Origin of the sequence: Allobosea sp. CS1GBMeth4 (assembly GCF_900185715.1) — a bacterium.
GTDB lineage: Bacteria > Pseudomonadota > Alphaproteobacteria > Rhizobiales > Beijerinckiaceae > Allobosea.
In genome coordinates, this window is record NZ_FYAS01000031.1 from 69,904 (window position 1) to 96,781 (window position 26,878).

Genomic DNA, 26,878 nt, shown 5'->3' on the forward strand with positions numbered 1-26,878 from the left:
GTTCAATGTCTCACGCATCCACCTCGAAGCTGACGCCCTGCGCCAGCGGCAGCGTGGTGCCGTAGTTCAGCGTATTGGTGGCGCGGCGCATATAGGCCTTCCAGGCGTCCGATCCGGCCTCGCGGCCGCCGCCGGTCTCCTTCTCGCCACCGAAGGCCCCGCCGATCTCGGCGCCCGACGGGCCGATATTGACGTTGGCGATGCCGCAATCCGAACCCTCGTCGGAGACGAACAGTTCGGCCTCGCGCATGTTCAACGTGAAGATCGAGGAGGACAGGCCGGCGCCGACCGCGTTCTGCAGCGCAATCGCTTCCTCGATCGAGCCGTACTTCATGACGTAGAGGATCGGCGCGAAGGTCTCGCGCAGGACCGGGCCGCATTGGCTGGGCATCTCGACCAGCGCCGGACGGACATAGAAGCCGCCGGTACCGACATCGACCTTCTCGCCGCCATGGACCTTGCCGCCCTCGGCCTTGGCCTCGGACAGCGCCTTCTGCATGCCGTGATAGGCGGCCTCGTCGACCAGCGGGCCGACCAGCACGCCCGCCTCGCGCGGATCGCCGATCGTCACGGATCCGTAGACCTTGGCGAGCTTCGGCACGAGCCGGTCGTAGACGCTCTCGTGCACGATCAGGCGGCGCAGCGTGGTGCAGCGCTGGCCGGCCGTGCCCATCGCCGCGAAGGCGATGCCGCGCAGGGCGAGGTCGAGATCGGCCGAAGGCGCGACGATCGCGGCATTGTTGCCGCCGAGCTCCAGGATGGCGCGGGCGAAGCGGGCGGCGAGCTTCTGGCCGACCTCCTTGCCCATCCGGGTCGAGCCGGTGGCGGAGACGACCGGGACGCGATGGTCCTGCACCAGGATGTCGCCGATCTCGCGGCCGCCGATCAGCACCCCGGACAGGCCGGCGGGCGCCTCGGGACCGAAGCGCTTCATCGTCTTCTCGACGATCGCCTGCACGGCGAGCGCGGTCAGCGGGGTCTTCTCCGAGGGTTTCCAGACGACGCTGTCGCCGCAGACGAAGGCGAGCGCGGCATTCCAGCACCAGACCGCGACCGGGAAGTTGAAGGCCGAGATCACGCCGCAGACGCCGATCGGATGCCAGGTCTCCATCATGCGGTGGTTCGGCCGCTCGGTCGCGATGGTGAGCCCGTAGAGCTGGCGCGACAGGCCGACCGCGAAGTCGCAGATGTCGATCATCTCCTGGACCTCGCCGAGGCCCTCGGAGGTGACCTTGCCGGCCTCGAGCGTCACGAGCAGGCCGAGATCGGCCTTGTGCGTGCGCAGTTCCTCGCCGAGCAGCCGGACGAACTCGCCGCGCCGCGGCGCCGGCACCTTGCGCCAGGCGAGATAGGCCGCCTGCGCCCGGCCGATCGCCGCCTCGGCCTCGGCCGGGCTGGTCTCGCGCAGCGTCGCCACAGTCTCGCCGGTGATCGGCGAGCGGGCGGTGAGCCCGGCGCCGGCATAGGCGCTCTCCGGCACGCCGAGGCGCTTCAGCAGGGCGAGGGCGTCGTTCGGAAGGGAGGTCGTCATGGTGTCTTTCGCCTCGATTTAGCGCGAGCGTTTGGGCCGAGCGCGCCGTCATCCCGGAGCTCCGCTTCGCTGCGTCCGGGAAGACGGCGCGGGTCGGGAGCTCGCGAATTCAAGCCGGGACAATGCCCTCTTCCGGCCGCTCTCCGCAACCGATATGTTCTCACCACTTGATGAGGTCAGCTCATGAATTCGGAGATCGTCCCCGGCCGTCTTTCGGTGCCCTCGCTTTCGGCGCTCGCCGCCTTCGAGGCGGCGGCGCGCCATGGCAGCTTCACCCGGGCGGCCGAGGAGCTCAGCCTGACCCAGGGCGCCGTCAGCCGGCAGATCGCGCTGCTCGAGCAGAGTCTCGGCCTCAAGCTGTTCGAGCGGGTGAAGAAGCGCGTCAGCCTGACGCCGGCCGGCGGCGCTTATGCGGCCGAGGTGCGCGACGGGCTGTCGCGGCTCGCCGCGGCGACGCTCTCTGCCATGGCCTTCCGCGGCGCGGCCGGCCTGCTTCACCTCGCCATCCTGCCGACCTTCGGCACGCGCTGGCTGATCCCGCGCCTGCCGCGCTTCACCGAGGCCCATCCCGGCGTCACCATCAACTTCTCGACCCGGCTGGTGCCGTTCGATTTCGCCCATGACGAGGCCGACGCCGCCATCCATTTCGGCCATCCGGTCTGGCCGGGCGCGCGGCTGCACCGGCTGATGGGCGAGGAGGTCGTGCCGGTCGCCGCGCCCGCGCTGGTGGCGCGGGCCGGCATCGGCGTGGCGGCCGATCTCCTGCGCCAGCCCTTGCTGCAGCAGTCGACCCGGCCGCGCGCCTGGGCCAATTGGCTGGAGCAGCAGGGCCTGCCGCCGGAGCGGGCGCTGATGGGGCCCCGCTTCGAGCAGTTCGCCATGGTGGCGCAGGCGGCGGTGGCCGGCCTCGGCGTCGCCATCGTGCCGCGCTTCCTGATCGAGGAGGAGTTGCGCTCCGGCACGTTGGTCATCCCGGTCGACCGACCGGTTCGAGGTCCGGAAGGCTATTACCTCGTCTATCCCGAGGCCAAGGCGAGCCTGCCGGCGGTGATCGCCTTCCGCGACTGGCTGCTCGGCGAGTGCGAGGGGATGAGCTGACCGGCGGGGACCGTCCGGGCTGCACGCTTCGCCGCGGTGACGCAGGCGCCGGCGATCCCCTCTCGACAAGCGCCGGCTGAGCCGTCATTCATGCGCAAAGATCACGAACCATCGCTGCGCAGGTCGCTCATGTCTTCCGTTTCCGGCTCGGCCGACATCGTCGTCGTGGGGGGCGCCGCCATCGGCTCCTCCGTCGCCTATCACCTCGCCAGCGACCCCGGCTTCAAGGGCAGGGTGATCGTCGTCGAGAAGGACCCGGCCTATCGGCTCTCGGCCTCGGCGCTCTCGGCGGCCTCGATCCGCCAGCAATTCTCCAGTGCGGTGAACATCCGCGTCTCGCTCTTCGGCATCGAATTCTTGCGCAACATCGGCCGCTACCTCTCGGTCGAGGGCGAGGTGCCTTCGATCGATCTGCACGAGGGCGGCTACCTCTATGTCGCCAGCGGCGAGGGCCGCAGGGTTCTCGAACAAAATCAAACACTTCAACAGCGGGAAGGCGCCGATATTGCGCTTTATGCTGCAGACATGCTGCGCAGCAAATTCAGCTGGCTAAATACGTCCGACCTAGCCTGCGGCAGCTATGGCGTCAGCGGCGAGGGCTGGTTCGACGGCTGGGCCCTGCTGCAGGCCTTCCGCAGGAAGGCGCGCTCGCTCGGCGTCGAGTACCGCCAGGGCGAGGTCGCCGCCTACGTTGTCGAGGGCGGGCGTGTCACCGGCGTCGAGCTTGCCGACGGCAGCCGCATCGCCTGCGCCGCCGCGGTCAACGCCTCTGGCACGCATGGCGCGAAGCTCGCCGCGACCGCCGGGGTCGCCATCCCGGTCAGGTCGATGAAGCGCTATGTCTTCAGCTTCACCTGCAAGGGCGAGGTCGACAACTGCCCGCTGCTGATCGACACCTCCGGCGCCTATGTCCGCCCCGAGGGCAAGCGCGGCAGCGACGGTCAGATGTTCATCTGCGGCGCCTCGCCGCCGGCCGAGCTCGACCGCGAATGGATCGAGACCGACCCCGATGTCGAGGATGTCGACTGGTCCTTCTTCGAGGAGCATGTCTGGGCGCCGCTCGCCCATCGGGTGCCCGCCTTCGAGGCGATCAAGGCCGGCCGCGCCTGGGCCGGCCCCTACGACATGAACGGGCTCGACGGCAACGCCATCCTGGGCCCTGCGGTCGGCGTGCCGAACCTCTATCTCGCCAACGGCTTCTCGGGCCATGGCCTGCAGCAGTCCCCGGCGGTCGGCCGCGGAATCGCCGAGCACCTGCTGAACGGCCGTTACCGTTCGCTCGACCTCTCCGACCTCGGGCACGCGCGCATCGTCGAAGGGCGCCCCCTGCGGGAAGCGAACATCATCTGATCGCGGCGGGGATCGAGCTCAGGCGGCAGAACCGGTGTGTATTGGTCGTCCCGGGCGACCGCAGGAAGACCCGGGACCCATGCCTCGGCCTCTCCGATCAACGCTCTGGCATGGATCCCGGCTCTCCGCTGCGCTCCGGCCGGGATGACCGCGAGGGACGTGTACGGCAGGTTTGGCGTCATCGCGCGAAGGAGACCAATGTCATGATCGACAAGAGCTTCGTCACCACCATGGCGCGCTATAACCGCTGGCAGAATCAGAGCCTCTACGGCGCCGCGGGCGGGCTGACCGACGCGGCGCGACGGCAGGATCGCGGCGCCTTCTTCGGTTCGATCCATGGGACCTTCTGCCATCTGCTCTGGGCCGACCGGATGTGGCTCTCGCGCTTCGCCGACATGCCGAGACCAACTGTCCCGGGCAGCGAATCCGCCCGGATGATCGAGGCATGGGACGAACTCGTCGCCGAGCGTCGCGCGACCGATGACGTGATCGGCGACTGGGCGGGCGGGCTCTCGTCCGACTGGCTGGCGGGCGACCTGACCTGGGTTTCGGGCATCTCCCGCCGGGAGCTCACCAGGCCCCGGGCCCTGCTGGTCATGCACTTCTTCAATCACCAGACCCATCACCGCGGCCAGATCCACGCCATGCTGACGGGGGCGGGCGCGAAGCCGGACGACACCGACCTGATGCTGATCGACCTGCACGGGTGAGAGCGGGGCTTCCTCTCCGCGTTGGAGAAGGCCGCGCGGATTACCGGTTCTTGGGAGTGCCCTTTGCAGAGCGCGACGGCCGCCGGGCCTCCGCCCCGTCCTCGTGATCCCCGGCCTCGTCCGGAATCGCGGCCGTCACCCGGTGGCTGAGCTTCTGGAACAGGCCGAGGCCGACCAGCGCCGCCACCGCGACCAGCATCAGCAGGGCCGGGAACAGGATCTCGGCCGGTTTCTCGCGCGAGGCCTTGGTGATCAGCACCAGCGACTCGAGGCTGAGCGCGACGATGATGATCGTCATGAACTTGGTCAGCGAGCCCCGCGCTTCGGCCGGACGCCGGAGCTCCCGGTCGGCGATCACTTCCTCCTCGAACAGGAACTTGCCGACATCGGCGACGGCGACCGCGATGATCACCAGCCCGATGCCGTCGAGCATGGCGTCGAGCGCGCCCTCCCCGGTCCGGAAGCCGGTGAAGGCGCGCGAGATCGCCACCCCCATCAACAGGACCGACGCCAGCAGCAGGGCGCCGGCGATGCCGGAATAGAGCAGGCGGCTGAACACACTCATCATGCGCTTCCCCCCGGAGAGTGATGCGCCATGAACCCGGAACGCGTCTGCTCGTTCCCGCCATCTCCTGTCAGCGATCGACGATCCGGGATGGCGGCGTTGCGGCCGCCGCATGGAGCGCGGCTTGCGGCTCTTGCCGGCAGTGTCATGGTTCCCGCTCCCCTGCGCTGAGGAACGCCATGACCGACACGGCCAATCTCGTCACCTTCATCCTGCTCGCGCTCGGCATGGTCCTCACGCCCGGCCCGAACATGATCTACCTGATCTCGCGCTCGATCTCGCAGGGGCCCGCCTCGGGGCTGATCTCGCTCGGCGGCATCGCGCTCGGCTTCGTGTTCTACGTCTTCTGCGCCGCCTTCGGCATCACCGCGCTGCTCTTCGCCGTGCCCTTTGCCTATGACGCGCTGCGGCTGGCCGGCGCCGCCTATCTGCTCTGGCTTGCCTGGCAGGCGGTCCGGCCCGGCGGCCGCTCACCCTTCCATGTCCGCGAGCTCCAGCACGACCGGCCGCGCAAGCTATTCGTGATGGGCTTCCTGACCAGCCTGCTCAATCCGAAGATCGCGATGTTCTACCTCGCGCTGCTGCCGCAGTTCATCGATCCCGCCGCCGGGAGCGTGCTGGCGCAGTCGATCGTCCTCGGCTTCATCCAGATCATCGTCTCGGTCAGCGTCAACACGCTGATCACCTTCGCCGCCGGCGGCATCGCGGTGTTCCTGCGCACGCGCCCGTTCTGGTCGCTGGTGCAGCGCTGGCTGATGGGGACCCTGCTCGCGGGCTTCGCTCTGCGCATGGCGGCCGAAGCGCGCCGCTGATCGTCGGCACTGCGGAGGGCTGCGGCGCGCCGGCGCGCCGCTCTCAGGCGGCGGCGACGCGCTTCAGGAACTGATGCATCGCGGTCACGAGCTCTTCGGCCTTGCCCTCGAGCGCGGTGGCCGAACCCAGCACCGCGCCGGCGACCTCATGGGTCTGATGGGCCGAGCCGCGGATATTGTTGGTGGTCTGGGCGAGATATTCCGTGCCCGTCGCGACCTCGGCGATGCTGCGGCTGATGACATGCGTCATCTGGCCCTGCTCTTCCAGCGCCGACGCGATCGAGAGTGTCCGCTCGTCCATGTCGGTCATGCCGTTGGTCAGCCTGGCGATCGTCTCGACCACGCCGGCCGTCGCCTGCTTGATCTCGGCGATCTGCCCGGCGATGTCCTGCGTCGCGATCGCTGTCTGCTGCGACAGGCTCTTCACCTCGCTGGCGACGACGGCGAATCCCTTGCCGGCATCGCCGGCGCGGGCGGCCTCGATCGTCGCGTTGAGCGCCAGCAGATTGGTCTGCTCGGCGATGCCGCGGATCAGGGCGACGATGCCGTCGATCCGCTGGACCGCCTGATCGAGCGTGTCGACCGTCGTGGAGGTGGTACGGGCGCTGCCGTTCATGTCGGCCACCAGCGCCTGGGTGGTGGCGAGCTGTCGGTCGATCGCGGTGATCGCGGTCGAAAGCTGCTCGGTTGCGGCGGCGACGTCCGAGACGTTGCGCGAGGATTCCTCCGAGGTGGAAGCCACGGCGGCGACTTCGCCATTGGTGATGTTGGCGATCTCGTTCAGCGAGGCGGCACGCTCCTTCAGGTCGCGGATGCTCTGCAGCACGGTGTCGAGCGTGGCGAGGAACTGCGCGTTGAAGCCGCTGATGATGTCCTGCGTCGCCTTGCGGCGGGCCGCCTCGCGCTCGATGTCGCGCAGCTGCGCCTGGTGCAGCTCCTCGGCCTGCTCGGTCGCGTCGCGCCTGGCCTGGGCCGCCATCTCGCCGGCGGCCGCGAGCGTCCGGGCCTGTTGCCGGATGATCCAGAGCAGCAGCCCGAGCTGGATGACGGCGCAGGCGAGGAAGAGGATCTCGTCCCCCATCGTCGCGTCGGCTTTGGACTGGAGTGCCCCGAGGAGGGTGACGTGCCCGAGCGCCGCGATCGTGGTGGCGACGAGGGGCTGCCAGGCGCACCAGCCGGCGGAGAGCGTCAGCATGATCAGGAGCACGATGTGCCCGGCCTCGTGCCATTCGGAGCCCGCGAGCGCCTGGGTGAAGGCCAGGGCGCTGGCGGTCGCGCCCAGCGAGAGGATGATCTGCGTCGCGGTGCCGACCGGGTCCCGCCGCCAAACCAGGGTCGCGAAGGCCGCCACTCCGATCGTCGTCAGCACCGGCGGCAGCGGGGCGACGCCGCCCGGCGCGAATGACGCGGCCAGCACCGTCGCCGGCACGAGGAGCCAGAGGAGCAGGGTCAGGGCGCCGCCGACGCGCAAACGCGACTGTGTCAGATGGGCTGCGGCAGGAGCTGTCTGCATGCGGGGCACAGGCCTTGTCAGCGCGCGATCGGGGCGGCCGACGCGCTCGGCAGCCCCTCGCGAGACCCTGCCTGCGCTCGCTGAATTTTCGCTTAATCGCGGGCGCGCCGATCCCGAGCCGCGCCGCGGGTCTGCCGGGCCTGCGCACCTCTCCTATCGCCTCGGAGACGGCTTGGCTAAGCTCGCGGCCACCTCTCGACCCGGAAGCCGACCATGACCGATACGACACAGGAAGAAGCCCGCATCCTCGCCTGGCTCGCCGAGCGCAAGCAGCAGATGATCGATCTCCTGCGCGAGCTCGTGGATACCGATTCAGGCTCCTACGACAAGGCCGGCGTCGACCGGGCCGGCCAGGTGCTGGCGCGCTTCCACGAGGCGAACGGGCTCTCCGTCGAGATCCTCCCCGATGCCCGCTATGGCGACGCGGTCAAGGCGCGCCTCGCCAACCCGACGGCGAACGACCAGCGCCCGATCCTGCTGCTCGGCCATCGCGACACGGTCTTCCCGGAGGGCGAGCCGACGCGCCGGCCCTTCACCATCCGCGACGGCCGCGCTTATGGGCCTGGGGTCGCCGACATGAAGGCCGGGCTCGTCATCGAGGCCTTCGTCGCCGCCGCCTTCGCCGCCAATGGCGGGCTGAAGGCGCCGCTGACGATGCTGACCACCAGCGACGAGGAGATCGCCTCGCCGTCCTCGCGCCCGGTGATCGAGGCGGCGGCGCGCGAATCGCGCTGCGTCTTCAACGCCGAACCGAGCCGGCTTCCGGCCGGCACCGATTATGGCCGCGACCACAGGCAGTCGATCACCTCCGGCCGCAAGGGTGGCGTGTTCATGCGGGCCGAGTTCACCGGCAAGGCGGCCCATTCCGGCGCCAATTACGAGAAGGGCGTCTCGGCGATCGTCGATCTCGGCCACAAGATCCCGCGCCTGCAGGGGCTGACCGACCTCGAAGCCGGCGTCACCGTCAATGTCGGGCTGATCGGCGGCGGCCAGACCGTCAACACCGTCGCGCCGTCGGCCTGGTGCGAGATCGACCTGCGCTACAAGACGGCGGCCCAGCGCGAGGAACTGGTCGAGGCGATCCGCGACATCGTCGAGACGCCGGTGGTCGAGGGCACCTCGGCCAGGCTGGCCATCAAGGGCGAGTTCCACCCGCTGGAGCAGACTCCGGATTCGCTCCTGCTCTACGACACCTATCGCGAGGCCGCCGCCGGCCTGGGCATCGCCGTGACCGCCGAATACACCGGCGGCTGCGCCGATTCCGGCTTCACCGCGGCGCAGGGCTGCCCGACGCTGTGCAGCGTCGGCCCGGTCGGCGGCATGGCCCATACGCCGGACGAGTTCCTGGAAGTCGAGAGCATCGTGCCGGCGGCACAGACGCTGGCGCTGGCGGTGATGCGAACCGCGGCCAGGATGGATTGACCAAGTACGTCATGCTCGAGAATGCGAGAATGACGGCATGAAAAAGGGCGCCGCGTGAGCGGCGCCCTTCGTCATCTCGGCGATGTTGCGGCTCAGTTCAGCGGCACGCCGGCCGGCCGGCTCTCGCTCGCGGCGGCGAACTCGCCCAGCATCAGCCCGGCCGGCCCGACCGTGACCGGCACGGTCTCGCCGTCGCGGATCGCGCCCGAGAGCAAGAGCTCCGCCAGCGGATCCTGCACCGATTTCTGGATCACGCGCTTCAGCGGGCGCGCGCCATAGGCCGGGTCGTAGCCCTTCTCGGCCAGCCAGTCGCGCGCCTCCGGCGAGAGGTCGAGCGTGATCTTGCGGTCGACCAGCAGCTTGCCGAGCCGAGCCATCTGGATGTCGACGATCGCGCCCATGTCCGACCGCCGCAGGCGGTGGAACAGGATGATGTCGTCGATCCGGTTCAGGAACTCCGGCCGGAAGGCATGCCGCACCACGCCCATGACCTCGTCGCGCACGGCGTCGCTGTCCTGGCCTTCCGGCTGGTTCACCAGGAACTCCGAACCGAGATTAGAGGTCATGATGATCAGCACGTTGCGGAAGTCGACCGTGCGGCCCTGGCCGTCGGTCAGCCGCCCGTCGTCGAGCACCTGCAAGAGGACGTTGAAGACGTCCGGATGCGCCTTCTCGACCTCGTCGAACAGCACGACCTGATAGGGCCGGCGCCGAACCGCCTCGGTCAGCGCACCGCCTTCCTCATAGCCGACATAGCCGGGAGGCGCGCCGATCAGCCGGCTGACCGAGTGCTTCTCCATGTATTCCGACATGTCGAGCCGGACCATCGCCGTCTCGTCGTCGAACAGGAAGGCGGCCAGCGCCTTGGTCAGCTCGGTCTTGCCGACGCCGGTGGGGCCGAGGAACATGAACGAGCCGATTGGCCGGTTCGGGTCCTGCAAGCCGGCGCGGGCGCGCCTGACCGCCTTGGAGACGGCCTCGACCGCCTCCGCCTGGCCGACCACCCGGCTGGCGAGGCTCTGCTCCATATGCAGCAGCTTCTCCTTCTCGCCTTCCAGCATCTTGTCGACCGGCACCCCGGTCCAGCGGCTGACGACCTGCGCGACATGGTCCGGCGTCACCGCCTCCTCGACCATGCCGGGCTGCTCGCCATTCGCCTCGATCTCCGCCAGTGCCTTTTCGAGCTGGGGAATCTCGCCATAGGCGAGCTCGCCGGCGCGCTGGTACTCGCCCTTGCGCTGCGCCTGGGCGAGCTCGTTGCGGGCATTGTCGAGCTTGGTCTTGATCTCAGCCGCCTGGCCGAGCTTGTCCTTCTCCGCCTTCCAGGTCGCGGTGATCGCGGCCGAGCGCGCCTCGAGCTCGGCGAGCTCGGATTCGAGCCGCTTCAGCCGCTCCCGCGAGCCGGCGTCGCTCTCCTTCTTCAGCGCCTCCTGCTCGATCTTGAGGCGGACGATCTCGCGGTCGATCGAGTCGAGCTCCTCCGGCTTGGAGTCGACCTGCATGCGCAGGCGCGCCGAGGCCTCGTCGACGAGGTCGATCGCCTTGTCGGGCAGGAACCGGTCGGTGATGTAGCGGTTCGACAAAGTCGCGGCCGAGACCAGCGCCGAATCGGTGATGCGCACGCGGTGGTGCTGCTCGTATTTCTCCTTCAGGCCGCGCAGGATCGAGATCGTGTCCTCGACCGTCGGCTCGTCGACGAAGACGGGCTGGAAGCGCCGCGCCAGCGCCGCGTCCTTCTCCACGTACTTGCGGTACTCGTCGAGCGTGGTTGCGCCGACGCAGTGCAGCTCGCCGCGGGAGAGCGCCGGCTTCAGCAGGTTCGAGGCATCCATCGCGCCGTCGGTCTTGCCGGCGCCGACCAGGGTGTGCATCTCGTCGATGAACAGGATGACGCCGCCGGCCGCGGCCGAAACCTCGGAGAGGACGGCCTTCAGCCGCTCCTCGAACTCGCCGCGATATTTCGCGCCGGCGATCAGCGCGCCCATGTCGAGGGCGAGCAGTTCCTTGTCCTTCAGGCTTTCGGGCACGTCGCCATTGACGATGCGCAGCGCCAGCCCTTCCGCGATCGCGGTCTTGCCGACGCCGGGTTCGCCGATCAGCACGGGGTTGTTCTTGGTGCGCCGGCTCAGCACCTGGATCGTGCGGCGGATCTCCTCGTCGCGGCCGATGACGGGGTCGAGCTTGCCCTCGCGCGCCGCGGCGGTGAGGTCGCGTGCGTATTTCTTCAGCGCGTCATAGCCCTGCTCGGCGGAGGCCGTGTCGGCGGTGCGGCCCTTGCGGATCGCCTCGATCGCGGCATTGAGGCCCTGCGGCGTGACGCCGGCCTTGGCCAGGACCTTGCCGGCCTCGCTGTCCTTCTCGATAGCCAGCGCGAGCAGCAGGCGCTCGACGGTGACGAACGAGTCGCCGGCCTTCTCCGCCGCCTTCTCGGCCGTGTCGAAGACGCGCGCCAGCGCCGGCGTCAGATGCAGGCCGCTCGCGCCGGCTCCGCTCACCTTGGGGAGCTTGTCCAGGGCCGCGTCGACCAGCTGCTTCGCCAGCCGCGACTGTCCGCCCGAACGGTCGATCAGCCCGGCGGCCATGCCCTCGCCGTCGTCGAGCAGCGCCTTCAGCACGTGCTCGGGCGTGAACTGCTGATGGCCTTCGCGCATCGCGATCGTCTGCGCGGCCTGCAGGAAGCCCTTCGCCCGGTCGGTGTATTTCTCGATGTTCATTCGTTTGCCTCCGCCCACCGGTCGCGCCCCGTAGCGGCGGAGCCGGCTGCCTTCGTCAGGATAGGACCCCCTGGCGGGCAGCCCTTCGCACCACAAGATAGTGTTGCCCTTGCGCAACAAAAGGGGGAGGGCGCAGCTTTCGCATTGACCTTCGTCAAAAGCCGCCCCCAGCCTGCGGCATGGTCGGCACCAGGCGGCAACAGGCGATTCGCAAGGCGCTGCGGGCGCTCGCGCCCGGCATCCCGCTGGCGGACGCCGAGGCGGTGCTCGCGCGCGCGGGCCGGGCGCAGATGAAGGCGCTGCCGCCCTCGACCGCGCTCTGGCTCGCGCTCGGCGCCCATGTCCGGCACAGCCACACCGAATATGATCGCCTGCTCGCCGAGGGCTATGAGCGCGATGCCGCCCGCTTCTTCGTCGCCGACGCGATTGACGACGTGCTGTCCGGCTGGGGCTGCCAGCGCTCGATCCTCGACGAGGAGGATGCGGGGGAGGGCGCGGAGCAGCCGCCTTGATCGCAGCGATGCAATCCCGTCATCGGCCTCGGCGCCCGGCGCGGTGGCGTCCCGTCGCCCGGCATGGCACCGTCCGCCGCCTCTCAACCGGAAGGGCAGAGTCCATGCGTGTCGCGTCGCTGTTTCGCTACCCGGTCAAGGGCCTGTCGCCGGAGCGGTTGAGCCGGGCGGAGCTGCCGGCCGGCGGCTATTTCCCGGGCGACCGGCTCTTCGCCATCGAGAACGGCCCATCCGGCTTCGACCCGGCGGCGCCCGAGCACCAGCCGAAGATCAAGTACCTGATGCTGATGCGCCACGAGGCCTTGGCGCGTCTGCGCACCCGTTATGACGACCCGAGCGGCGAGCTCGTCATCGCCCATGCCGGTTCGCAGATCCGGATCGCCACGGGAACGGATGCCGGGCGCGAGCGCCTCGCAGCCTTCCTCGAGAGCTATATGCCGGAGGCGCTGCGCGGCCAGCCGCGCCTGCTCGCGGCGCCGGACGGCTATCGCTTCACCGATTCGCGCTCGGGCTTCGTCTCGATCATCAACCTCGCCAGCATCGCCGATCTCGAGGCGCGGCTCGGCCTGCCGGTGGATCCGCTGCGCTTCCGCGGCAATGTCATGGTCGAGAATCTGGCGGCCTGGGCCGAGCTCGACCTGGCCGGCCGCGAGCTTGCCGCGCCGTCGGGCCTGCGGCTCCAGGTCATCAAACGGATCGAGCGCTGCGCCGCCACCAATGTCGATCCGGAGACGGGCATCCGCGACCTGCAGATCCCGAAGGCGCTGATGCAGGGGTACGGCCATGTCGATTGTGGCATCTATTGCCGGATCGTCGCTGGCGGAACGCTCGCCGAAGGCGACAGGCTGACCCTGGTCGATGCGGGAGAGGCAGCCACGCTCGGCGTCGCCTGAAACAGCGAGAGGGCCCTCGCGGGCCCTCTCGGTCAGCTTGCTGTTGCAGCCTGGTCTTGCGCGGCGTTCACTCGGCCGGCGTCTCGCCGGCGTCGTTGCCGAGCGCATCCATCACCTCGCGCGGCGAGCGCCGGCGGGCGCGGCTGCGCTTGGGCTTCTCGCCGGCCTCGGCCGATCCCTCGGCGGCTTCCGGCAGGACGGCGGCCGCCGGAGCCTCGCCATCCTCGGTGATTGCGATCGGCACGCGGGTCGGGGTGGTGAGGAAGGCAGGCAGCCCCGCCGGGGCGTCCTGGTCCTCGCTGCCGGCGCGGGCTTCCTCGCGGTCGCGGCGCTGGTGGCGCTCACCGCGCGCAGGCCTGTCACCGCGGCGCTCGTCGCGCTCCGGCCGCTCGAAGCGGCGCTCGCCCTGCTGAGCCGGCGCGATGTCTGGCTGCTCGGCACCGGGCTGGGCCTCGGGACGCGGGACATAGGAACCGTTCTGGCCCTCGTGCCGGTCGAAGCGACGCTCGCCGCGGTCCTGCCGCTCGCCACGATCCTGGCGGTCGAAACGGCGCTGGCCGCCGCGGTCGAAATTACGCTCGTGACGATTCTGCCGGTCGAAGCGCTGGGGATTGCCCTGTCCGGCCTCACCCTCCTCGCCGTCCTGGCGCTGGCCGCCAGGAGCGTTCGCGCCGTTGTGCTGACGCTCGCCCTGCGGCTGGCCGCCCTGAAAGCCGGCCTCATCCTCGCCATCCTCGTCGGACTCGTCCGGATCCTCGACGAAGGCACGGTTCGGCTGGAAGCTGTGACCGAACTGTTGGGTCATCTGCTCCTGTGCCGCGAGCAGGATGCGATAGTAATGCTCGGCGTGCTGGAAATAGTTCTCGGCCGCCACCGGGTCGCCCGAAGACTGGGCATCGCGGGCGAGCTGCAGGTATTTTTCAGCGACATGCTGAGCCGTGCCGCGGACCTTCACGTCCGGGCCGTTCGACTCGTAGCTTCGCTGCAACGGGTTCGGGGCCTTCCGGTTGCCGCTGTTATTGTTGTTGTTACGGCCGCGCATACGCCGGTTCTGACCTGGTCTCATTCGCGTCTGTCTCGCGTTGTGTTCATTCTAAGCAACCTGGAGGTCGTCATGCACGTCGTGTCACGCGGCGGGTTGCGACGCCGCGCGTAAGGTATCCGACCTGAAAGGCTTTGCGCCGATATGGGTCTTCACGCGCTCTTTCCAACGGAGCCTCGCCGGCTCCCGATCCGAATGGCTGTCTCGCGCATGCGGAGCCTCGGTCTCGCCATGTCAGTAACGTCGATTGGGGCAGTGAGCCGTGGGAGCGGTCCGCGTCGTGGACCCTCTCCGAAGGTCGAATGCTGTCGACACTGTCTTCGAGACCATGCGTGCATAGCCGGTTTTGCCGCTTCTTCCAAGCAAATTCGCGCGGCAGGCTCTGCACCGTTCACAGATCATGCCCGAAGACAAGGGCGCGAATATGGCCGCCGAGATCACGGCGGGAGGCGATGTGGCGCAGGCCGGCGTCCTGCAGCAGTCCGACCACCGCCGCTTCCTGCCCGGCGCCGATCTCGAGGATGGCGAGGCCGCCAGGCTCGAGCAGGTCCGGCAGGGCGGCGGCGAGGGCGCGATAGGCGTCCAGCCCGTCAGGGCCGCCGTCCAGGGCGAGCAGCGGATCGTTCTCGCGCACCGTGCGGTCGAGCTCGGCGATCTCGCCGCTGGCGATATAGGGCGGGTTCGACAGGACGAGGTCGAAGCGCTCCTCGATGCCGGCGGCCCAGTTTCCCCGCCGGAAGGCCGCGCGAGCGGCGACGCCATTGCGCGCGGCGTTGCCTGCGGCGGTGGCGAGCGCATCCGGCGAGAGGTCGATCCCGAGCCCCGTCGCCTGCGGGAACTCGCGCAGCGCCGCGACGAGCAGGCAGCCGGTGCCTGTGCCGAGGTCGAGGATACGCAGCTTTTCGAGCCGGCGCCGGGCGAGATGGGCGAGCGCCGCCTCGATCAGGGTCTCGCTGTCCGGCCGCGGCTCCAGCGTCCCGGGCGAGAGCGAAAAGCTCAGGCCCCAGAATTCGCGCGCGCCGAGGATGCGCCAGAGTGGCTCGCCCGCGAGCCGCCGTGCGAGCGCATGCTCGAGCCGCGCGGCCGCCGCTTCGTCGATCGGGTCGCCTGCGCCGGCGAGGTCCTCGATCAGGATGCGGGCCTCATAGGTGAAATCGCCGATGCCGCCGCGCTTCAGCGCCAGCGCGATCGCCTTCCGGACGGCAGACACGCTTTCGCCCGCTGCCTCGAGGGCGGCGGGCGCGATCTCGTCCTTTTGTCTGCCGGTGCCGGTCAAGCGTATCCTTGCCCGGCACGCGGCCGGTCAGTTGCCCTGCATCCCTTCCCGGATGCATTCCTTCATCTTGATCCGCAGCGCGGACTTGCTCTCCCTAGCGCCGCGATACTGGCGCTGGCAATCGCGGCGCGCCTGCGCCTCGGTCTTGGCATTGTGAAGCGTCGCCGGTTGACCGCCGAGGACCTTCCTCGCGGTCTGCTCCTGCGCGCTCGCGGAGGCCGGCGCGAGTGCGACGGCGGCGGCGAGGGCAATCGCACTGAACAGGACTTTCATCTCTCTCCTCCCCATGGAAACGGTCGGTGCGTCCAGAACGCGCGAAGGGGAGGAAGGTTTCACACGCTGCCCTGCTCGGCGAGCTGCTCGGCCTGGCGCTGCGCGGTCAGGGCGTCGATGATCTCGTCGAGGGCCAGCCCCTGCATCATCTCGTCGAGCTTGTAGAGGGTCAGGTTGATGCGGTGGTCGGTGACGCGTCCCTGCGGGAAGTTGTAGGTGCGGATGCGCTCGGAGCGGTCGCCGGAGCCGACCTGGGAGCGCCGGTCGGCCGAGCGTTCGGCCTCGGCGCGACTGCGCTCCATGTCGTAGAGCTTGGCGCGCATCAATTCATAGGCGCGCGCCTTGTTCTTGTGCTGCGAGCGCTCGTCCTGCACCAGGACCACGATGCCCGTCGGGATATGGGTGAGGCGGACGGCCGACTCGGTCTTGTTGACGTGCTGTCCGCCGGCGCCGCCGGCCCGCATCGTATCGATGCGCAGATCCTTCTCGTCGAGCACGACGTCGACCTCGCCGGCCAGCGGCAGCATGGCGACGGTCGCGGCCGAGGTGTGGATGCGCCCGCTCGCCTCGGTGTCGGGCACGCGCTGCACCCGATGCACGCCGGATTCGTATTTCAACCGGGCGTAGACGCCCTTGCCGGCGATCTCGGCGACGACTTCCTTGAAGCCGCCCATCGTGCCTTCGCTCTCGGACAGGATCTCGACGCTCCAGCCCTTGCCGGCGGCGTAGCGCTGGTACATGCGCAGCAGGTCGCCGGCGAACAGCGAGGCCTCGTCGCCGCCGGTGCCGGCGCGGATCTCGAGGATGACGCCGCGCTCGTCGGCGGCGTCCTTCGGCAGCAGCGCGATCAGGATCTCGCGGGCGCGCGCTTCGATCTCGGCCCTGGCGGCGTCGCGCTCCTCATAGGCGAGGTCGCGCATCTCCGCATCGGTCTGCGGGTCGTCGATCAGGGCGAGCGCCTCGTCGAGCCCGGTCCGAGCCTTGCGCCAGGCCGCGATCGCCGCGACCACCGGATCGAGCTCCGCCAGTTCCTTCGACAATTCGACGACCCGGGCCGCTTCGGTCGCATGGTTGAGCGCGTCGCTCGCCGCGGCGTGGCGGGCGACGATCGAGTCCAGGCGGTCTTGCGGGAGCGGGAGCGACATGATGCGAAAAACGATCTCGAGCGGGGTGGCGTGCGCGGGCGACCAGGGCGGCGTCGCTAGACCGGCACTTTCATTTCGGCGGCGAGCGCGGCGAGCAGCGGCCGCAGGCTGGCTGCGCCGTCGGAGGAGGACAGCCAGGCGTCGAGGCGCTGGCGCGCCTTGCCGGCGTCGAGCGCGCGCAGCATCGCCTTGACCGGTCCGATCGAGGCGGCGGACATCGAGAAGGAATGATAGCCGAGCGCGATCAGCGCCAGGGTCTCGATCGGCTTGCCGCCCATCTCGCCGCAGACGGTGACCGGGCAGCCGGCCTTGCCGGCCTCGTCGATGATGCTGCGCAGCGCGCGCAGGCCGGCGGCGCAGAGCGGGTCGAAGCGCTCGGAGACGCGCTTGTTCTCGCGGTCGGCCGCGAACAGGAACTGCATCAGGTCGTTGGTGCCGATCGACAGGAAATCCGCCTCGCGCGCGATCTCCGGCAGCTCGAACAGCAGCGAGGGCACCTCGATCATGACGCCGAGCCTGAGGCTCGCCGGCGCCGGCCGGCCGTCGCGTTCGAGCATCGCGAGCTCGCGCCGCACCAGGAGGCGGGCGCGCAGGAATTCGTTCACGGTCGCGACCATGGGCAGCATGATCTTCATGTCGCAGCCGGCGCCGGCACGCAGCAGCGCCCGGATCTGGCCCCGCAGCAGCCGCGGCCGGTCGAGCCCGATGCGGATGGCGCGCCAGCCCAGCGCCGGGTTCTCCTCCTCGAGCCGCTCCATATAGGGCAGCACCTTGTCGCCGCCGATATCGAGCGTCCGGAAGGTCACCGGCCGGCCGTTCGCCGCCCTGAGCACGGCGCCGTAGAGCGCCTGCTGCTCGGCGGTGCTCGGCATGTGCTGCGCCACCATGAACTGCAGCTCGGTGCGGAACAGGCCGACGCCGGAGGCATTGGTCTCGTCGAGATTGGCCATGTCGACCAGCAGGCCGGCATTGATCTGCAGCTGGATCTCGACCCCGTCCCTGGTCACCGCCGGCTGCGTCTTGAGCTTGCGGTACTGCTCCTGCTTGCGGGCGCGCAGGCGCGCCTTGTCCTTGTAGGCGTTCTCGACGTCCGGCTGCGGCCGGATCTGCACCTCGCCGGCCTGGCCGTCGACGATCACGGCGTCGCCGGCCTGGATCAGCGCCGTGGCATTGGCGATCTCGCCGACCGCGGGAATGCCGAGCGCGCGCGCCACGATGGCGATATGGCTGGCCGGGCCGCCTTCCTCGAGCACGAGGCCGCGCAGATGCCTGCGGTCGTAATCGAGCAGCGCCGCCGGCCCCATCGAGCGGGCGATCAGGATGGCGTTCTCGGGCAGCTGCTCGCGCATGACGCCGTTGGGCTTGCCGACCAGCGTCCGCAGCAGCCGGTTGGCGAGGTCGTCGAGGTCGTGCAGGCGCTCGCGCAGATAGGGGTCGGTCTGGCGCAGCATCTTGGCGCGGGTGTCCGACTGCACGCGCTCGACCGCCGCCTCGGCGGTCAGGCCGGTCATCACCACCTCGCGCATGCGCCTGAGCCAGCCCTGGTCGTGGGCGAACATGCGGAAGGTCTCGAGCACGTCGCGGTGCTCGCCGGTATGGGCGACGTCGCCGCGCTCGATCAATTCGTCGATGGCGACCCGCATCGTCGCGATCGCGGCCTCGAGCCGCTGCACCTCGCGTCCCGGGTCCTCGGCGATCAGGTTGGTGATCGCGACGCGCGGCTCGTGCAATACGGCATGACCGAGCCCGACGCCGTCCGCCAGCGTGGTGCCGATGCCATGGATCGGCCGGTCGAGGCCGATGGTCGCGCCAGGCTTCGACAGCGCCTTCAGCCCGCCGGCCGCGATCATCTCGGCCATGATCATGGCCGTGGTCTGCAGCGACTCGACCTCGTCCTCGCTGTAGACCCGCGAGGCGCGGTTCTGCACGACGAGCACGCCCATCACCGCGCCGCCGCGCAGGATCGGCACGCCGAGGAAGGAGCGGTAGATCTCCTCGCCGGTCTCGGGCCGGTAGGAGAAGGCCGGATGCGACTGCGCGTCGGACAGGGCCAGCGGTTCGGCCTCGCTGGCGATCAGGCCGACGAGGCCCTCGCCGGCACGCATGGTGGTGAGGTGGACCGCCTCGCGGTTGAGGCCTTCGGTGGCGTAGAGCTCGAGCGAGCCGTCCTCGCGCAGGACATAGACCGAGCACACCTCGGCCACGAGGTTGCTGGCGATCACGACGACGAGCCGGTCGAGCCGCTCCTGCGGACTGACCGGCGCCGCCATCACCTCGCGGAGACGGCGCAGCAGGACGCCTGATCCCCCGAGTGCGCCTCGCATCAAGAAAGCCCTCCGCCCGCCTCCTCGGCCGCTCCAGCCGAACACGTCAGCAGACCTGACATCGCGCCGGCTGAGTCGCAAGCGTCAGCCGGATCTGCTGCCCCTGACGGCAGCTTCTAGCGAGCAGAGGGAGCGTTCGGCAAGGGCTTGGCGCGAACCGGATCGAAATCCCGACCCGCCTTCCGGGGCTGGCCGTGCGCGACACTGCTGCGTGCGGGCTTGGCGGGGCTGCCCGATCTGCGTGTGCCGCGCGGCAGCTTCGGCGTGCCCGGCGGCACGCTGTCTCCGCTCGGAACGTCGAGGCCGGAGAGCGCGGCGAGGTAGCGCGACGTCCACCAGGCGATGTCGGTCGACGAAATCGTGGCGTAGAGCCGTTCGAAACGGCGCAGGCGCTCGGATCTCGGCATGGCGAGCGCGGTCCGGATCGCCTCCGCCACCTCGTGCGTGTCGAACGGATTGACGATCAACGCCTCGCCGAGCTGCTGCGCCGCTCCCGCGAAGCGCGACAGGATCAGGACGCCGGGATCCTCGGGATTCTGGGCGGCGACATACTCCTTCGCGACCAGGTTCATGCCGTCGCGCATCGGCGTCACAAGGGCGACCTGCGCGCGCCGGTAGAGCCCGGCCAGCGCGTTGCGGGAATAGGCCTTCTTGACCACTCGGATCGGCGTCCAGTCGAATTCTCCGAGCGCGGCGTTGAGCCGGCCCGCCACCTCGTCCGACAGGCGGTCGAGCTCGGCATATTCCGGCACGTCGGTGCGGGACGGCGGCGCGATCTGCAGCAGGCCGACCTCGCCGCGGTGCTCCGGATGGTTGCGCAGGAAGGTGCCGAAGGCTTCGAGCCGCTGGACGATGCCCTTGGAATAGTCGAGCCGGTCGACCCCGATCACCAGCTTGCGGCCGCCGAGCGGCCCGGTCGTCGCCCGGACCGGCTGGGTCGCGGCTCGCACCGATGCCGCCGCGAGCTTGCGGAAGGCCTCCACGTCGATGCCGATCGGGAAGGCCTGGACCACGGCCTCGCGCTGGCCGGCCCTGACCCGGTTGCCCTCGCGGCGCGCGCCGCAGAGCGTCACCAGCCCGTCCGCGAGGTTCCTCGCGTCGTTCTGGGTCTGCATGCCGATCAGGTCGTAGGCGGTCATCGTGCTGATCAGCGTCGAGGAGAAGGGCAGGGCGGCGAAGACCTCGGCCGGCGGCCAGGGAATGTGATGGAAATAGCCGATCCGGTTGGTGACCCCGCGCCGGCGCAGCTCGGCCGCCAGCGGGATCAGGTGGTAATCGTGGATCCAGATGACGTCGTCGGGCTTGAGCAGCGGCTGCAGCAGCCTGGCGAAGCGGCGGTTCACGCCGAGATAGCCGGCGTAGTCGGCGCGGCTGAACTCGGTGAGGCCGAGCCGGTAGTGCATCAGCGGCCAGAGCGCCCGGTTGGCGAAGCCGAGATAATAGCTCTGCCGTTCCGATTCGGTCAGGTCGGTGAGGGCATAGCTCACCTTGCCGTGCTTGACGGGGCTCACGCTGGTCGCAGGTTCGGCGCTCGTCGCCCCGCTCCAGCCGAACCACAGGCCGCCATGCTGCTCGAGCGCCGAACGCAAGGCCACCGCCAATCCACCTGCCGCCACCTTTTCGCCTCGTTCCGGCATGGTGACGCGGTTGGACACGACGACAAGACGCATAATACCTCACTTTTTGCTGACGCTCGCCGTAAAGGCGCGGGAACAGAACGCGCGGGCAGGCGTAATGTTTCGGTGCACGCCGGCTTCCCGGCCGGATCGCGTCGCCGCCGTGGCCGGATCGCGGCGCCAAGGTGCCAAACTGCCACCCGAATGTGGCGACCTGGCGGACACTCCGCTTCCGTCGTCCTTTTGCCCGCTTCGCTCGCTAACCAAGCCGCCATGTCGCAGATGCCGAACCTCCAAATCACCGAGCCGCCCGCCGAAGCCGCCGTTCGGACCGGCCCGATCGCCCTATTCCTGGACTTCGACGGCACCCTGGTCGAGATCGCCCCTTCGCCGGACGATGTGCGGGTCGACCGGCGCTTGCCGGCGGCGCTCGATGCGTTGCGCCGGCGGCTGGACGGCGCGCTGGCGCTCGTTTCGGGGCGGCCCGTCGCCCTGCTCGACGAGATGATGGCGCCTTACCGCTTCGACGCCGCCGGCCTGCACGGCGCGCAATTGCGCCTCGGCGGCGGGGAGGCGCCACTCGCTGCGCCCTCCGATGCCCTGCGCGCCGCGATGCGCGCCCTGGTCCGCTTCGCCAACGCCCATGTCGGCGTCATCGTCGAGGACAAGCGCCAGTCGGTGGCGCTGCACTGGCGGCTCGCGCCGGCTCTCGCGGACGAGGCGCTGGCGCTGATGGAAGCCGTCGCGGCGGAGATTGGCCCGTCCATGCGTCTGCAGCGCGGAAAGGCGGTCGCCGAGCTCGTGCCCGCCACCGCCAGCAAGGGCGGCGCCATCGCCTGGCTGATGCGGCAGCAGGGCTATGCCGGCCGCACGCCGGTCTTCGTCGGCGACGACATCACCGACGAGGACGGCTTCGCCGCGGTGAACGCGGCGGAGGGCCTGTCGATCCGGATCGGCGAGGGCCGGACCTGCGCCCGCCATCGTCTGGCCTCGCCGACGGCTTTGCATCATGTTCTGCTGGCGGCCGCCGAAGGCGGCGACCTCACGCTCGAAACCTTCCTCCAGGGCTGATTTCAGGGACAGGCATGACCGTGACGACTACCGCCCCGCCGAGCGTTGCCTCGCTCGATCTCGGCGTCATCGGCAATTGCACCATCGCGGCGCTGATCGACCGGCGCGCGCGCATCGTCTGGAGCTGCTTCCCGCGCTTCGACCGGGACCCGGTGTTCTGCTCGCTGATCGACAACCAGATCGACGATGGCGAGGACGCCATGCCGAGGAAAGGCGTCTTCGCCATCGAGATGGCGGGGATGACGCGCTGCGAGCAGAGCTATCTCGACAACACCGCGATCCTCTCCTCGGTGCTCTCGGACGATCATGGCAATGCGCTGGAGATCCTCGATTTCGCGCCGCGCTTCGTCCGCTACGAGCGCTTCTTCCGGCCGCCGCAGCTGGTGCGCCGCGTGCGGCGGATCTCCGGCCGCCCGCGCATCCGCGTCGTGGTCAAGCCCTGCCTCGGCCTCGGCGAGGAGCCGGACGAGATCACGCGCGGCTCCAACCATGTCCGCTTCGTCGGCGCCGACCAGACGATCCGCCTGACCACCGATGCGCCGATCTCCTATGTGCTGGAGGGCATCCCCTTCGCGGTGGAGAAACCGTTCTCCTTCTTCATCGGCTCGGACGAGGCCCTGCGCGCCGAGATCGAGACGACCTCGCGCGAGTTCCTCGACAAGACCACCGATTACTGGCGCGACTGGGTCCGTTCGCTGTCGATTCCCTTCGAATGGCAGCGCGAGGTCATCCGTGCCGCGATCACGCTCAAGCTCTGCTCCTTCGAGGAGAGCGGCGCGATCGTCGCGGCGCTGACCACCTCGATCCCCGAGGCGCCGGGCACGCAGCGCAACTGGGATTACCGCTTCTGCTGGCTCCGCGACGCCTATTTCGTCGTTCACGCCCTCAACCGCCTGGGCACGACCCGGACGATGGAGGATTATCTCGGCTTCATCACCAACATCGTCGACACCTATTCGGAAAGCGGTGCCGAGCATCTGCCGCCGCTCTACCCGATCACGCGCGGCGGCGAACTGCGCGAATTCGAGGTGCAGAGCCTCGCGGGCTATCGCGGCCATGCCCCCGTCCGCGTCGGCAACGGCGCCGCGACCCAGATCCAGAACGACGGCTATGGCGCGGTCGTGCTCGCCGCGACTCATTCCTTCTTCGACCGCCGCCTGATCCAGCCCGGCAAGGAGGCGCTCTTCGCCCAGCTCGAGCGCATGGGCGAGCGCGCGATCGCCGTCTTCGACAAGCCCGATGCCGGCCCCTGGGAATTGCGCGAGAGGCAGGTCGTCCACTCCTTCTCCAGCGTCATGTGCTGGGCGGCTTGCGACCGGCTGGCCCGCATCGCCGGCACGCTCGGCCGTGCCGACCGCAGGGAATACTGGCGCAGCGAGGCCAGACGCCTGAAGGACATCATCTCCGACCGGATCTGGAACCAGGAGAAGGGCCATTTCGTCTCGACCTTCGACGGCACGGACCTCGATGCCACCCTGCTGCTGATCGCCGAGCTCGGCTTCGTCGCCGCCGAAGACCCGCGCTACATCGCGACGGTCGAGGCGATCGGCCGCGAGCTCGGCCGCGGCGACCTGATCCTGCGTTACGGCACGGAAGACGATTTCGGCTTCATGCATACAGGGTTCCTCATCTGCGCCTTCTGGTATGTCGATGCGCTGCACGCGATCGGGCGCAAGGACGAGGCCAAGGAGCTGTTCGGCCGCATCCTGCAGCGGCGCAACAGCTTCGGCCTGCTCTCGGAGGACGCTGATCTCGAAACCGGCGAGCTCTGGGGCAATTTCCCGCAGACTTATTCGATGGTCGGCCTGATCAATTCGGCGATGCGGCTCAGCCGGAATTGGGAAGAGGCGTTCTGAGAGGGGCTCGTCTTTCCGAGGCAGGCTGCAGGCCTGAGCCCGGAACCCATGAACACCATGGTTGCCGGAGGGGCCGAGGCGGCTCGGCTCGACTTGATGCGTCGTGTTCTTGGGGGTCCGGGCTCTTCGCTGCGCGAAGCCCCGGAAAGACGACGACGCTAGCCCCGCTTCAACAAAAACACCGCCTGAGCGCCGAACAGGTTCCAGAACCACCAGGGCGCGCTGACGCCGACCCTGCCGCCGGAAACGTCGAGAGCGACGGCGCGCTCCTTCTGCGCGCCGATCATGTCGCAGAGCGCGACGAAGTCGCGGATCGTGCAGAAATGGATGTTCGGCGTCTCCCACCAGGCATAGGGCAGCGAGTCCGTCACCGGCATTCGCCCCATGAAGAAGACCTGGGCGCGCATCCGCCAATGTCCGAAATTCGGGAAGGAGACGATGGCACGCCGGCCGATGCGCAGCATGTGCTCGAGCACGAGGCGCGGATTGCGGGTCGCCTGGATGGTTTGCGAGAGGATGACGTAGTCGAACGAATCGTCGGGATAATCGGCGAGGTCGGTATCGGCGTCGCCCTGGATCACCGAGAGCCCGCGGGCGACGCAGCCGGCGACGCCCTCGCGCGAGAGCTCGATGCCGCGGCCGTCGACCCCGCGCGTCTCCGCGAGCAGCGCCAGCAAGGCGCCGTCGCCGCAGCCGACATCGAGCACCCGCGAGCCCGGCGTCACCATCTCGGCGACGAGGCGCAGGTCGATGCGGTTGGTCTGGTTGTCGGGGAGGGTCATGGCGCAACCTGCCCCCTCTCCCCTTGCGGGAAAGGGCTGGGGTGAGGGGTCTCGCGACGCTGGTCGTTGGCGGATTTTAGGAGGAAGCGGTCGGTGCGGCGCGACCCCTCATCCGGCCGCTTCGCGGCTACCTTCTCCCGCAAGGGGAGAGGGGACGGCGGCGGCGCAAGCCCAGCCATCACAACCCCCTCGCTCTTGCCGCGGCGCCGATGAAGCCGCGTGCCGTCGCGAACAGGTTGGGCTCTTCCAGCAGGAAGGCGTCGTGGCCCTTGTCGCTCTCCAGCTCGACGAAGGAGACCGAGGCGCCGGCGGCGTTGAGCGCGTGCACGATGGCGCGCGAGTCGCTGGTCGGGAACAGCCAGTCGGAGGTGAAGGACGCGACGCAGAAGCGCGTCCGCGTCCCGGCGAAGGCCTTGGCCAGCACCCCGTCATGGTCGGCGGCGAGGTCGAAATAATCCATCGCCCGCGTCACATAGAGATAGGAATTGGCGTCGAAGCGCTCGACGAAGCTGACGCCCTGGTGACGGAGGTAGCTTTCGACCTGAAAATCGGCGTCGAAGGTGAAGGTCGGCGCGCTGCGCTCCTGCAGCTTGCGGCCGAACTTGCGGTGCAGCGCCGGTTCCGAGAGATAGGTGATGTGCGCGCCCATGCGCGCGACCGAGAGCCCTTTGGCCGGGCGCGTGCCCTCCTCGAGATAGCGCCCCCGGCGCCAGTCGGGATCGGCCATCACCGCCTGCCGGCCGACCTCGTGGAAGGCGATGTTCTGGGCCGAATGCTTGGCGGCGGTGGCGAGCGGCAGCGCCGAGAATACCCGCGTCGGATAGCTCGCCGCCCATTGCAGCACCTGCATCCCGCCCATCGAGCCTCCGGCGACGCAGAACAGGCTGTCGATGCCGAGGCTGTCGATGAGATGGGCCTGTGCCCGGACCATGTCGCGGATGGTCACCATCGGGAAGGAGAGGCCCCAGGGCTTCCCCGTTTCGGGATTGGTCGAGGCCGGGCCGGTGGTGCCCATGCAGCCGCCGAGCACGTTGGCGCAGATGACGAAGAAGCGCTCGGTGTCGATCGGCTTGCCCGGGCCGACCATCGCCGTCCACCAACCGCCCTTGCCGGTGACTGGATTGCGACTCGCGACATACTGGTCGCCGGTCAGCGCATGGCAGATCAGAACGGCGTTCGAGCGAGCCGCGTTCAACGAACCGTAAGTCTGATAGGCGATCTGCCAGTGCTCCAGCGTCGCGCCGGAGTCGAGCTGCAGGGCCTTGTCCGGCCCGAACCGGGCGAGCAGGCTCGAGGGCCGGTTGGCTTCGGCCAGCGGGTCGGCGAGGAGGTTGGGAGCTTGCGTCCGGTTCGGCATTCGGATTTGTCTTGTCGCCCGGTCCGTTCGTAATAGCGGACTTTACCGATGGCGCGGCTCTTCCCGCCTGTCAACGCGGCGATGCATGGCGAGCGCTTTGCCAAGCCCGGCGGCGGCGGCTAAGAGACCGGGACGATTAAAGAAGTCTGGCCCCGATGACGCAAGCCGCACCGACCACGCTCGCCGATCTGCGCAGCGAGATCGACCGCATCGATGCGGCGATGCACGGCCTCCTCATGGAGCGCTCGCAGATCATCGAGACGCTGATCGCGATCAAGAAGACGCAGGTCTCCGGTTCAGCCTTCCGCCCCGGCCGCGAGGCCGACATGATGAAGCGCCTGGCGCTGCGTCATCAGGGCCTGCTGCCGCTCGACACCGTCGAGAGCATCTGGCGCATCATCATCGCGACCTTCACCTATGTGCAGGCGAACTACGCGGTCCATGCCGACATCTCCGGCGGCGACGCGCCGATGCGCGACAGCGCCCGCTTCCATTTCGGCTTCACCGTGCCTTACGTTCCGCATGAGGACGCCCGCGCCGTGATCGCGGCCGTGGCGGACTCGGCCGGCGATCTCGGCATCTTCCGCATGGACCTCGGCGCCAGCGCGGGCGTCTGGTGGCAGGGCCTGATCGGTCCCGCCCAACCCAAGATCATCGCGCGCCTGCCCTTCATCGAACGGCCCGACCATCCGGCCGGCACGCCGGTCTACTGCATCGCCAAGCCGCTGACCGACGCCGCCGTGCGCGAGATCGTGCTCTATGCCGCCCGCGTCGAGCGCTGGTCGGAACAGCTTCGCCACGGCCTTGCCCACCACCTCGCCGAGGTCTCGGCCAGCGCCGCCGACGGCTCGCATCTGGCGCTGCTGGTGGCCGCCTCCGGCGAGACGCCGGTCGACGCCATCCGGAGCGCGCTCGAGCCCGCGGGCCTCAAGGAGCTCACCGAGATCGGCAGCCACGCCGCCCGCTTCGCCTTCAAATCCGCTCGTTGACCGAAACTCCTTCTTCTCCAAGGTCCA

General features: G+C 69.3%; 22 protein-coding genes. 10 read left to right on the forward strand and 12 right to left on the reverse strand.

The window, feature by feature from the left end; translation table 11 throughout:
- Positions 1-10: 10 nt before the first annotated feature.
- Complete coding sequence (locus CS1GBM4_RS18995; protein ID WP_186420314.1) at positions 11-1,531, reverse strand: aldehyde dehydrogenase family protein; 1,521 nt, start codon at positions 1,529-1,531, stop codon at positions 11-13.
- Positions 1,532-1,714: 183 nt separating this feature from the next.
- On the opposite strand from CS1GBM4_RS18995, the gene gcvA reads away from it, so the two are divergent.
- The 3 genes from gcvA (at position 1,715) to CS1GBM4_RS19010 (ending at position 4,689) form a co-directional block, all read left to right on the forward strand.
- Positions 1,715-2,629, forward strand: a complete 915-nt coding sequence (gene gcvA, locus CS1GBM4_RS19000) for a transcriptional regulator GcvA (protein ID WP_186420315.1) — start codon at positions 1,715-1,717, stop codon at positions 2,627-2,629.
- Between the two features lie 129 nt (positions 2,630-2,758).
- A complete protein-coding gene (locus CS1GBM4_RS19005; RefSeq protein ID WP_186420316.1) occupies positions 2,759-3,979 on the forward strand; it encodes an FAD-binding oxidoreductase in 1,221 nt (406 codons plus the stop codon).
- Positions 3,980-4,182: 203 nt separating this feature from the next.
- Complete coding sequence (locus CS1GBM4_RS19010; protein ID WP_186420317.1) at positions 4,183-4,689, forward strand: DinB family protein; 507 nt, start codon at positions 4,183-4,185, stop codon at positions 4,687-4,689.
- 40 nt (positions 4,690-4,729) lie between these two features.
- On the opposite strand, the gene CS1GBM4_RS19015 is transcribed toward CS1GBM4_RS19010, so the two are convergent.
- Entirely contained in the window at positions 4,730-5,254 is a 525-nt protein-coding gene (locus CS1GBM4_RS19015) for a GNAT family acetyltransferase (RefSeq protein ID WP_186420318.1), read from the reverse strand.
- Between the two features lie 179 nt (positions 5,255-5,433).
- Here CS1GBM4_RS19015 and CS1GBM4_RS19020 point away from each other — a divergent pair, with 179 nt between their 5' ends.
- A complete protein-coding gene (locus tag CS1GBM4_RS19020; RefSeq protein ID WP_186420319.1) occupies positions 5,434-6,066 on the forward strand; it encodes a LysE family translocator in 633 nt (210 codons plus the stop codon).
- 43 nt (positions 6,067-6,109) lie between these two features.
- On the opposite strand, the gene CS1GBM4_RS19025 is transcribed toward CS1GBM4_RS19020, so the two are convergent.
- Entirely contained in the window at positions 6,110-7,579 is a 1,470-nt protein-coding gene (locus CS1GBM4_RS19025; RefSeq protein ID WP_186420320.1) for a methyl-accepting chemotaxis protein, read from the reverse strand.
- Positions 7,580-7,792: 213 nt separating this feature from the next.
- On the opposite strand from CS1GBM4_RS19025, the gene CS1GBM4_RS19030 reads away from it, so the two are divergent.
- Positions 7,793-9,001: a M20 family metallopeptidase gene (locus CS1GBM4_RS19030; RefSeq protein WP_186420321.1), complete on the forward strand. Its 1,209-nt coding sequence runs from the start codon at positions 7,793-7,795 to the stop codon at positions 8,999-9,001.
- Between the two features lie 92 nt (positions 9,002-9,093).
- Here CS1GBM4_RS19030 and clpB read toward each other — a convergent pair whose 3' ends face one another.
- Positions 9,094-11,715: an ATP-dependent chaperone ClpB gene (gene clpB / locus CS1GBM4_RS19035; RefSeq protein ID WP_186420322.1), complete on the reverse strand. Its 2,622-nt coding sequence runs from the start codon at positions 11,713-11,715 to the stop codon at positions 9,094-9,096.
- A 179-nt stretch (positions 11,716-11,894) separates the two neighbouring features.
- On the opposite strand from clpB, the gene CS1GBM4_RS19040 reads away from it, so the two are divergent.
- Together CS1GBM4_RS19040 and CS1GBM4_RS19045 are read left to right on the forward strand one after the other, a co-directional pair.
- Positions 11,895-12,227 (forward strand): DUF2293 domain-containing protein, encoded by a 333-nt coding sequence (locus CS1GBM4_RS19040; RefSeq protein WP_186420323.1) that lies wholly within the window; start codon positions 11,895-11,897, stop codon positions 12,225-12,227.
- Between the two features lie 104 nt (positions 12,228-12,331).
- Positions 12,332-13,120 carry an MOSC domain-containing protein gene (locus CS1GBM4_RS19045; protein WP_186420324.1) on the forward strand — a complete coding sequence of 263 codons (789 nt, stop codon included), beginning with the start codon at positions 12,332-12,334 and terminating at the stop codon, positions 13,118-13,120.
- A gap of 67 nt (positions 13,121-13,187) precedes the next feature.
- Here CS1GBM4_RS19045 and CS1GBM4_RS19050 read toward each other — a convergent pair whose 3' ends face one another.
- The 6 genes from CS1GBM4_RS19050 to CS1GBM4_RS19075 form a co-directional block, all read right to left on the reverse strand.
- The gene (locus CS1GBM4_RS19050) at positions 13,188-14,162 is read right to left on the reverse strand and encodes a DUF4167 domain-containing protein (RefSeq protein WP_186420325.1); all 975 of its coding nucleotides are present in this window, start codon (positions 14,160-14,162) and stop codon (positions 13,188-13,190) included.
- 391 nt (positions 14,163-14,553) lie between these two features.
- Positions 14,554-15,372, reverse strand: coding sequence for a peptide chain release factor N(5)-glutamine methyltransferase (prmC, locus tag CS1GBM4_RS19055; protein ID WP_186420326.1), 819 nt, complete (start codon positions 15,370-15,372; stop codon positions 14,554-14,556).
- A 93-nt stretch (positions 15,373-15,465) separates the two neighbouring features.
- Positions 15,466-15,774: a hypothetical protein gene (locus CS1GBM4_RS19060; RefSeq protein ID WP_186420327.1), complete on the reverse strand. Its 309-nt coding sequence runs from the start codon at positions 15,772-15,774 to the stop codon at positions 15,466-15,468.
- On the reverse strand, positions 15,771-16,856 hold the full coding sequence (gene prfA / locus CS1GBM4_RS19065) for a peptide chain release factor 1 (protein ID WP_186420328.1): 1,086 nt from the start codon (positions 16,854-16,856) through the stop codon (positions 15,771-15,773). The genes CS1GBM4_RS19060 and prfA overlap by 4 nt, the downstream gene beginning before the upstream one ends.
- A gap of 56 nt (positions 16,857-16,912) precedes the next feature.
- Complete coding sequence (ptsP, locus tag CS1GBM4_RS19070) at positions 16,913-19,180, reverse strand: phosphoenolpyruvate--protein phosphotransferase (protein ID WP_186420329.1); 2,268 nt, start codon at positions 19,178-19,180, stop codon at positions 16,913-16,915.
- A gap of 116 nt (positions 19,181-19,296) precedes the next feature.
- Entirely contained in the window at positions 19,297-20,775 is a 1,479-nt protein-coding gene (locus tag CS1GBM4_RS19075) for a trehalose-6-phosphate synthase (RefSeq protein WP_244607305.1), read from the reverse strand.
- Between CS1GBM4_RS19075 and otsB the strand changes: the two genes are divergently transcribed.
- Together otsB and CS1GBM4_RS19085 are read left to right on the forward strand one after the other, a co-directional pair.
- Entirely contained in the window at positions 20,746-21,867 is a 1,122-nt protein-coding gene (gene otsB, locus CS1GBM4_RS19080; RefSeq protein WP_348522335.1) for a trehalose-phosphatase, read from the forward strand. The two genes, CS1GBM4_RS19075 and otsB, sit on opposite strands and share 30 nt — an antisense overlap.
- Before the next feature lie 14 nt (positions 21,868-21,881).
- Positions 21,882-23,723 carry a glycoside hydrolase family 15 protein gene (locus tag CS1GBM4_RS19085; RefSeq protein ID WP_186420330.1) on the forward strand — a complete coding sequence of 614 codons (1,842 nt, stop codon included), beginning with the start codon at positions 21,882-21,884 and terminating at the stop codon, positions 23,721-23,723.
- 158 nt (positions 23,724-23,881) lie between these two features.
- Here CS1GBM4_RS19085 and metW read toward each other — a convergent pair whose 3' ends face one another.
- Together metW and CS1GBM4_RS19095 are read right to left on the reverse strand one after the other, a co-directional pair.
- The gene (metW, locus tag CS1GBM4_RS19090) at positions 23,882-24,505 is read right to left on the reverse strand and encodes a methionine biosynthesis protein MetW (RefSeq protein WP_186420331.1); all 624 of its coding nucleotides are present in this window, start codon (positions 24,503-24,505) and stop codon (positions 23,882-23,884) included.
- 178 nt (positions 24,506-24,683) lie between these two features.
- A complete protein-coding gene (locus CS1GBM4_RS19095; RefSeq protein WP_186420332.1) occupies positions 24,684-25,862 on the reverse strand; it encodes a homoserine O-acetyltransferase in 1,179 nt (392 codons plus the stop codon).
- Between the two features lie 155 nt (positions 25,863-26,017).
- On the opposite strand from CS1GBM4_RS19095, the gene CS1GBM4_RS19100 reads away from it, so the two are divergent.
- Positions 26,018-26,851 carry a chorismate mutase gene (locus CS1GBM4_RS19100; protein WP_186420333.1) on the forward strand — a complete coding sequence of 278 codons (834 nt, stop codon included), beginning with the start codon at positions 26,018-26,020 and terminating at the stop codon, positions 26,849-26,851.
- The last annotated feature ends 27 nt before the right edge of the window (positions 26,852-26,878 follow it).

What these genes read in the sequence shown, in the direction of transcription:
- CS1GBM4_RS18995 (WP_186420314.1), bottom strand. Translation starts at nt 1,531, where the DNA reads ATGACGACCTCCCTTCCGAACGACGCCCTCGCCCTGCTGAAGCGCCTC.
- gcvA (WP_186420315.1), top strand. Translation starts at nt 1,715, where the DNA reads ATGAATTCGGAGATCGTCCCCGGCCGTCTTTCGGTGCCCTCGCTTTCG.
- CS1GBM4_RS19005 (WP_186420316.1), top strand. Translation starts at nt 2,759, where the DNA reads ATGTCTTCCGTTTCCGGCTCGGCCGACATCGTCGTCGTGGGGGGCGCC.
- CS1GBM4_RS19010 (WP_186420317.1), top strand. Translation starts at nt 4,183, where the DNA reads ATGATCGACAAGAGCTTCGTCACCACCATGGCGCGCTATAACCGCTGG.
- CS1GBM4_RS19015 (WP_186420318.1), bottom strand. Translation starts at nt 5,254, where the DNA reads ATGAGTGTGTTCAGCCGCCTGCTCTATTCCGGCATCGCCGGCGCCCTG.
- CS1GBM4_RS19020 (WP_186420319.1), top strand. Translation starts at nt 5,434, where the DNA reads ATGACCGACACGGCCAATCTCGTCACCTTCATCCTGCTCGCGCTCGGC.
- CS1GBM4_RS19025 (WP_186420320.1), bottom strand. Translation starts at nt 7,579, where the DNA reads ATGCAGACAGCTCCTGCCGCAGCCCATCTGACACAGTCGCGTTTGCGC.
- CS1GBM4_RS19030 (WP_186420321.1), top strand. Translation starts at nt 7,793, where the DNA reads ATGACCGATACGACACAGGAAGAAGCCCGCATCCTCGCCTGGCTCGCC.
- clpB (WP_186420322.1), bottom strand. Translation starts at nt 11,715, where the DNA reads ATGAACATCGAGAAATACACCGACCGGGCGAAGGGCTTCCTGCAGGCC.
- CS1GBM4_RS19040 (WP_186420323.1), top strand. Translation starts at nt 11,895, where the DNA reads ATGGTCGGCACCAGGCGGCAACAGGCGATTCGCAAGGCGCTGCGGGCG.
- CS1GBM4_RS19045 (WP_186420324.1), top strand. Translation starts at nt 12,332, where the DNA reads ATGCGTGTCGCGTCGCTGTTTCGCTACCCGGTCAAGGGCCTGTCGCCG.
- CS1GBM4_RS19050 (WP_186420325.1), bottom strand. Translation starts at nt 14,162, where the DNA reads ATGCGCGGCCGTAACAACAACAATAACAGCGGCAACCGGAAGGCCCCG.
- prfA (WP_186420328.1), bottom strand. Translation starts at nt 16,856, where the DNA reads ATGTCGCTCCCGCTCCCGCAAGACCGCCTGGACTCGATCGTCGCCCGC.
- ptsP (WP_186420329.1), bottom strand. Translation starts at nt 19,180, where the DNA reads ATGCGAGGCGCACTCGGGGGATCAGGCGTCCTGCTGCGCCGTCTCCGC.
- otsB (WP_348522335.1), top strand. Translation starts at nt 20,746, where the DNA reads ATGCTGCTCGAGCGCCGAACGCAAGGCCACCGCCAATCCACCTGCCGC.
- CS1GBM4_RS19085 (WP_186420330.1), top strand. Translation starts at nt 21,882, where the DNA reads ATGACCGTGACGACTACCGCCCCGCCGAGCGTTGCCTCGCTCGATCTC.
- metW (WP_186420331.1), bottom strand. Translation starts at nt 24,505, where the DNA reads ATGACCCTCCCCGACAACCAGACCAACCGCATCGACCTGCGCCTCGTC.
- CS1GBM4_RS19095 (WP_186420332.1), bottom strand. Translation starts at nt 25,862, where the DNA reads ATGCCGAACCGGACGCAAGCTCCCAACCTCCTCGCCGACCCGCTGGCC.
- CS1GBM4_RS19100 (WP_186420333.1), top strand. Translation starts at nt 26,018, where the DNA reads ATGACGCAAGCCGCACCGACCACGCTCGCCGATCTGCGCAGCGAGATC.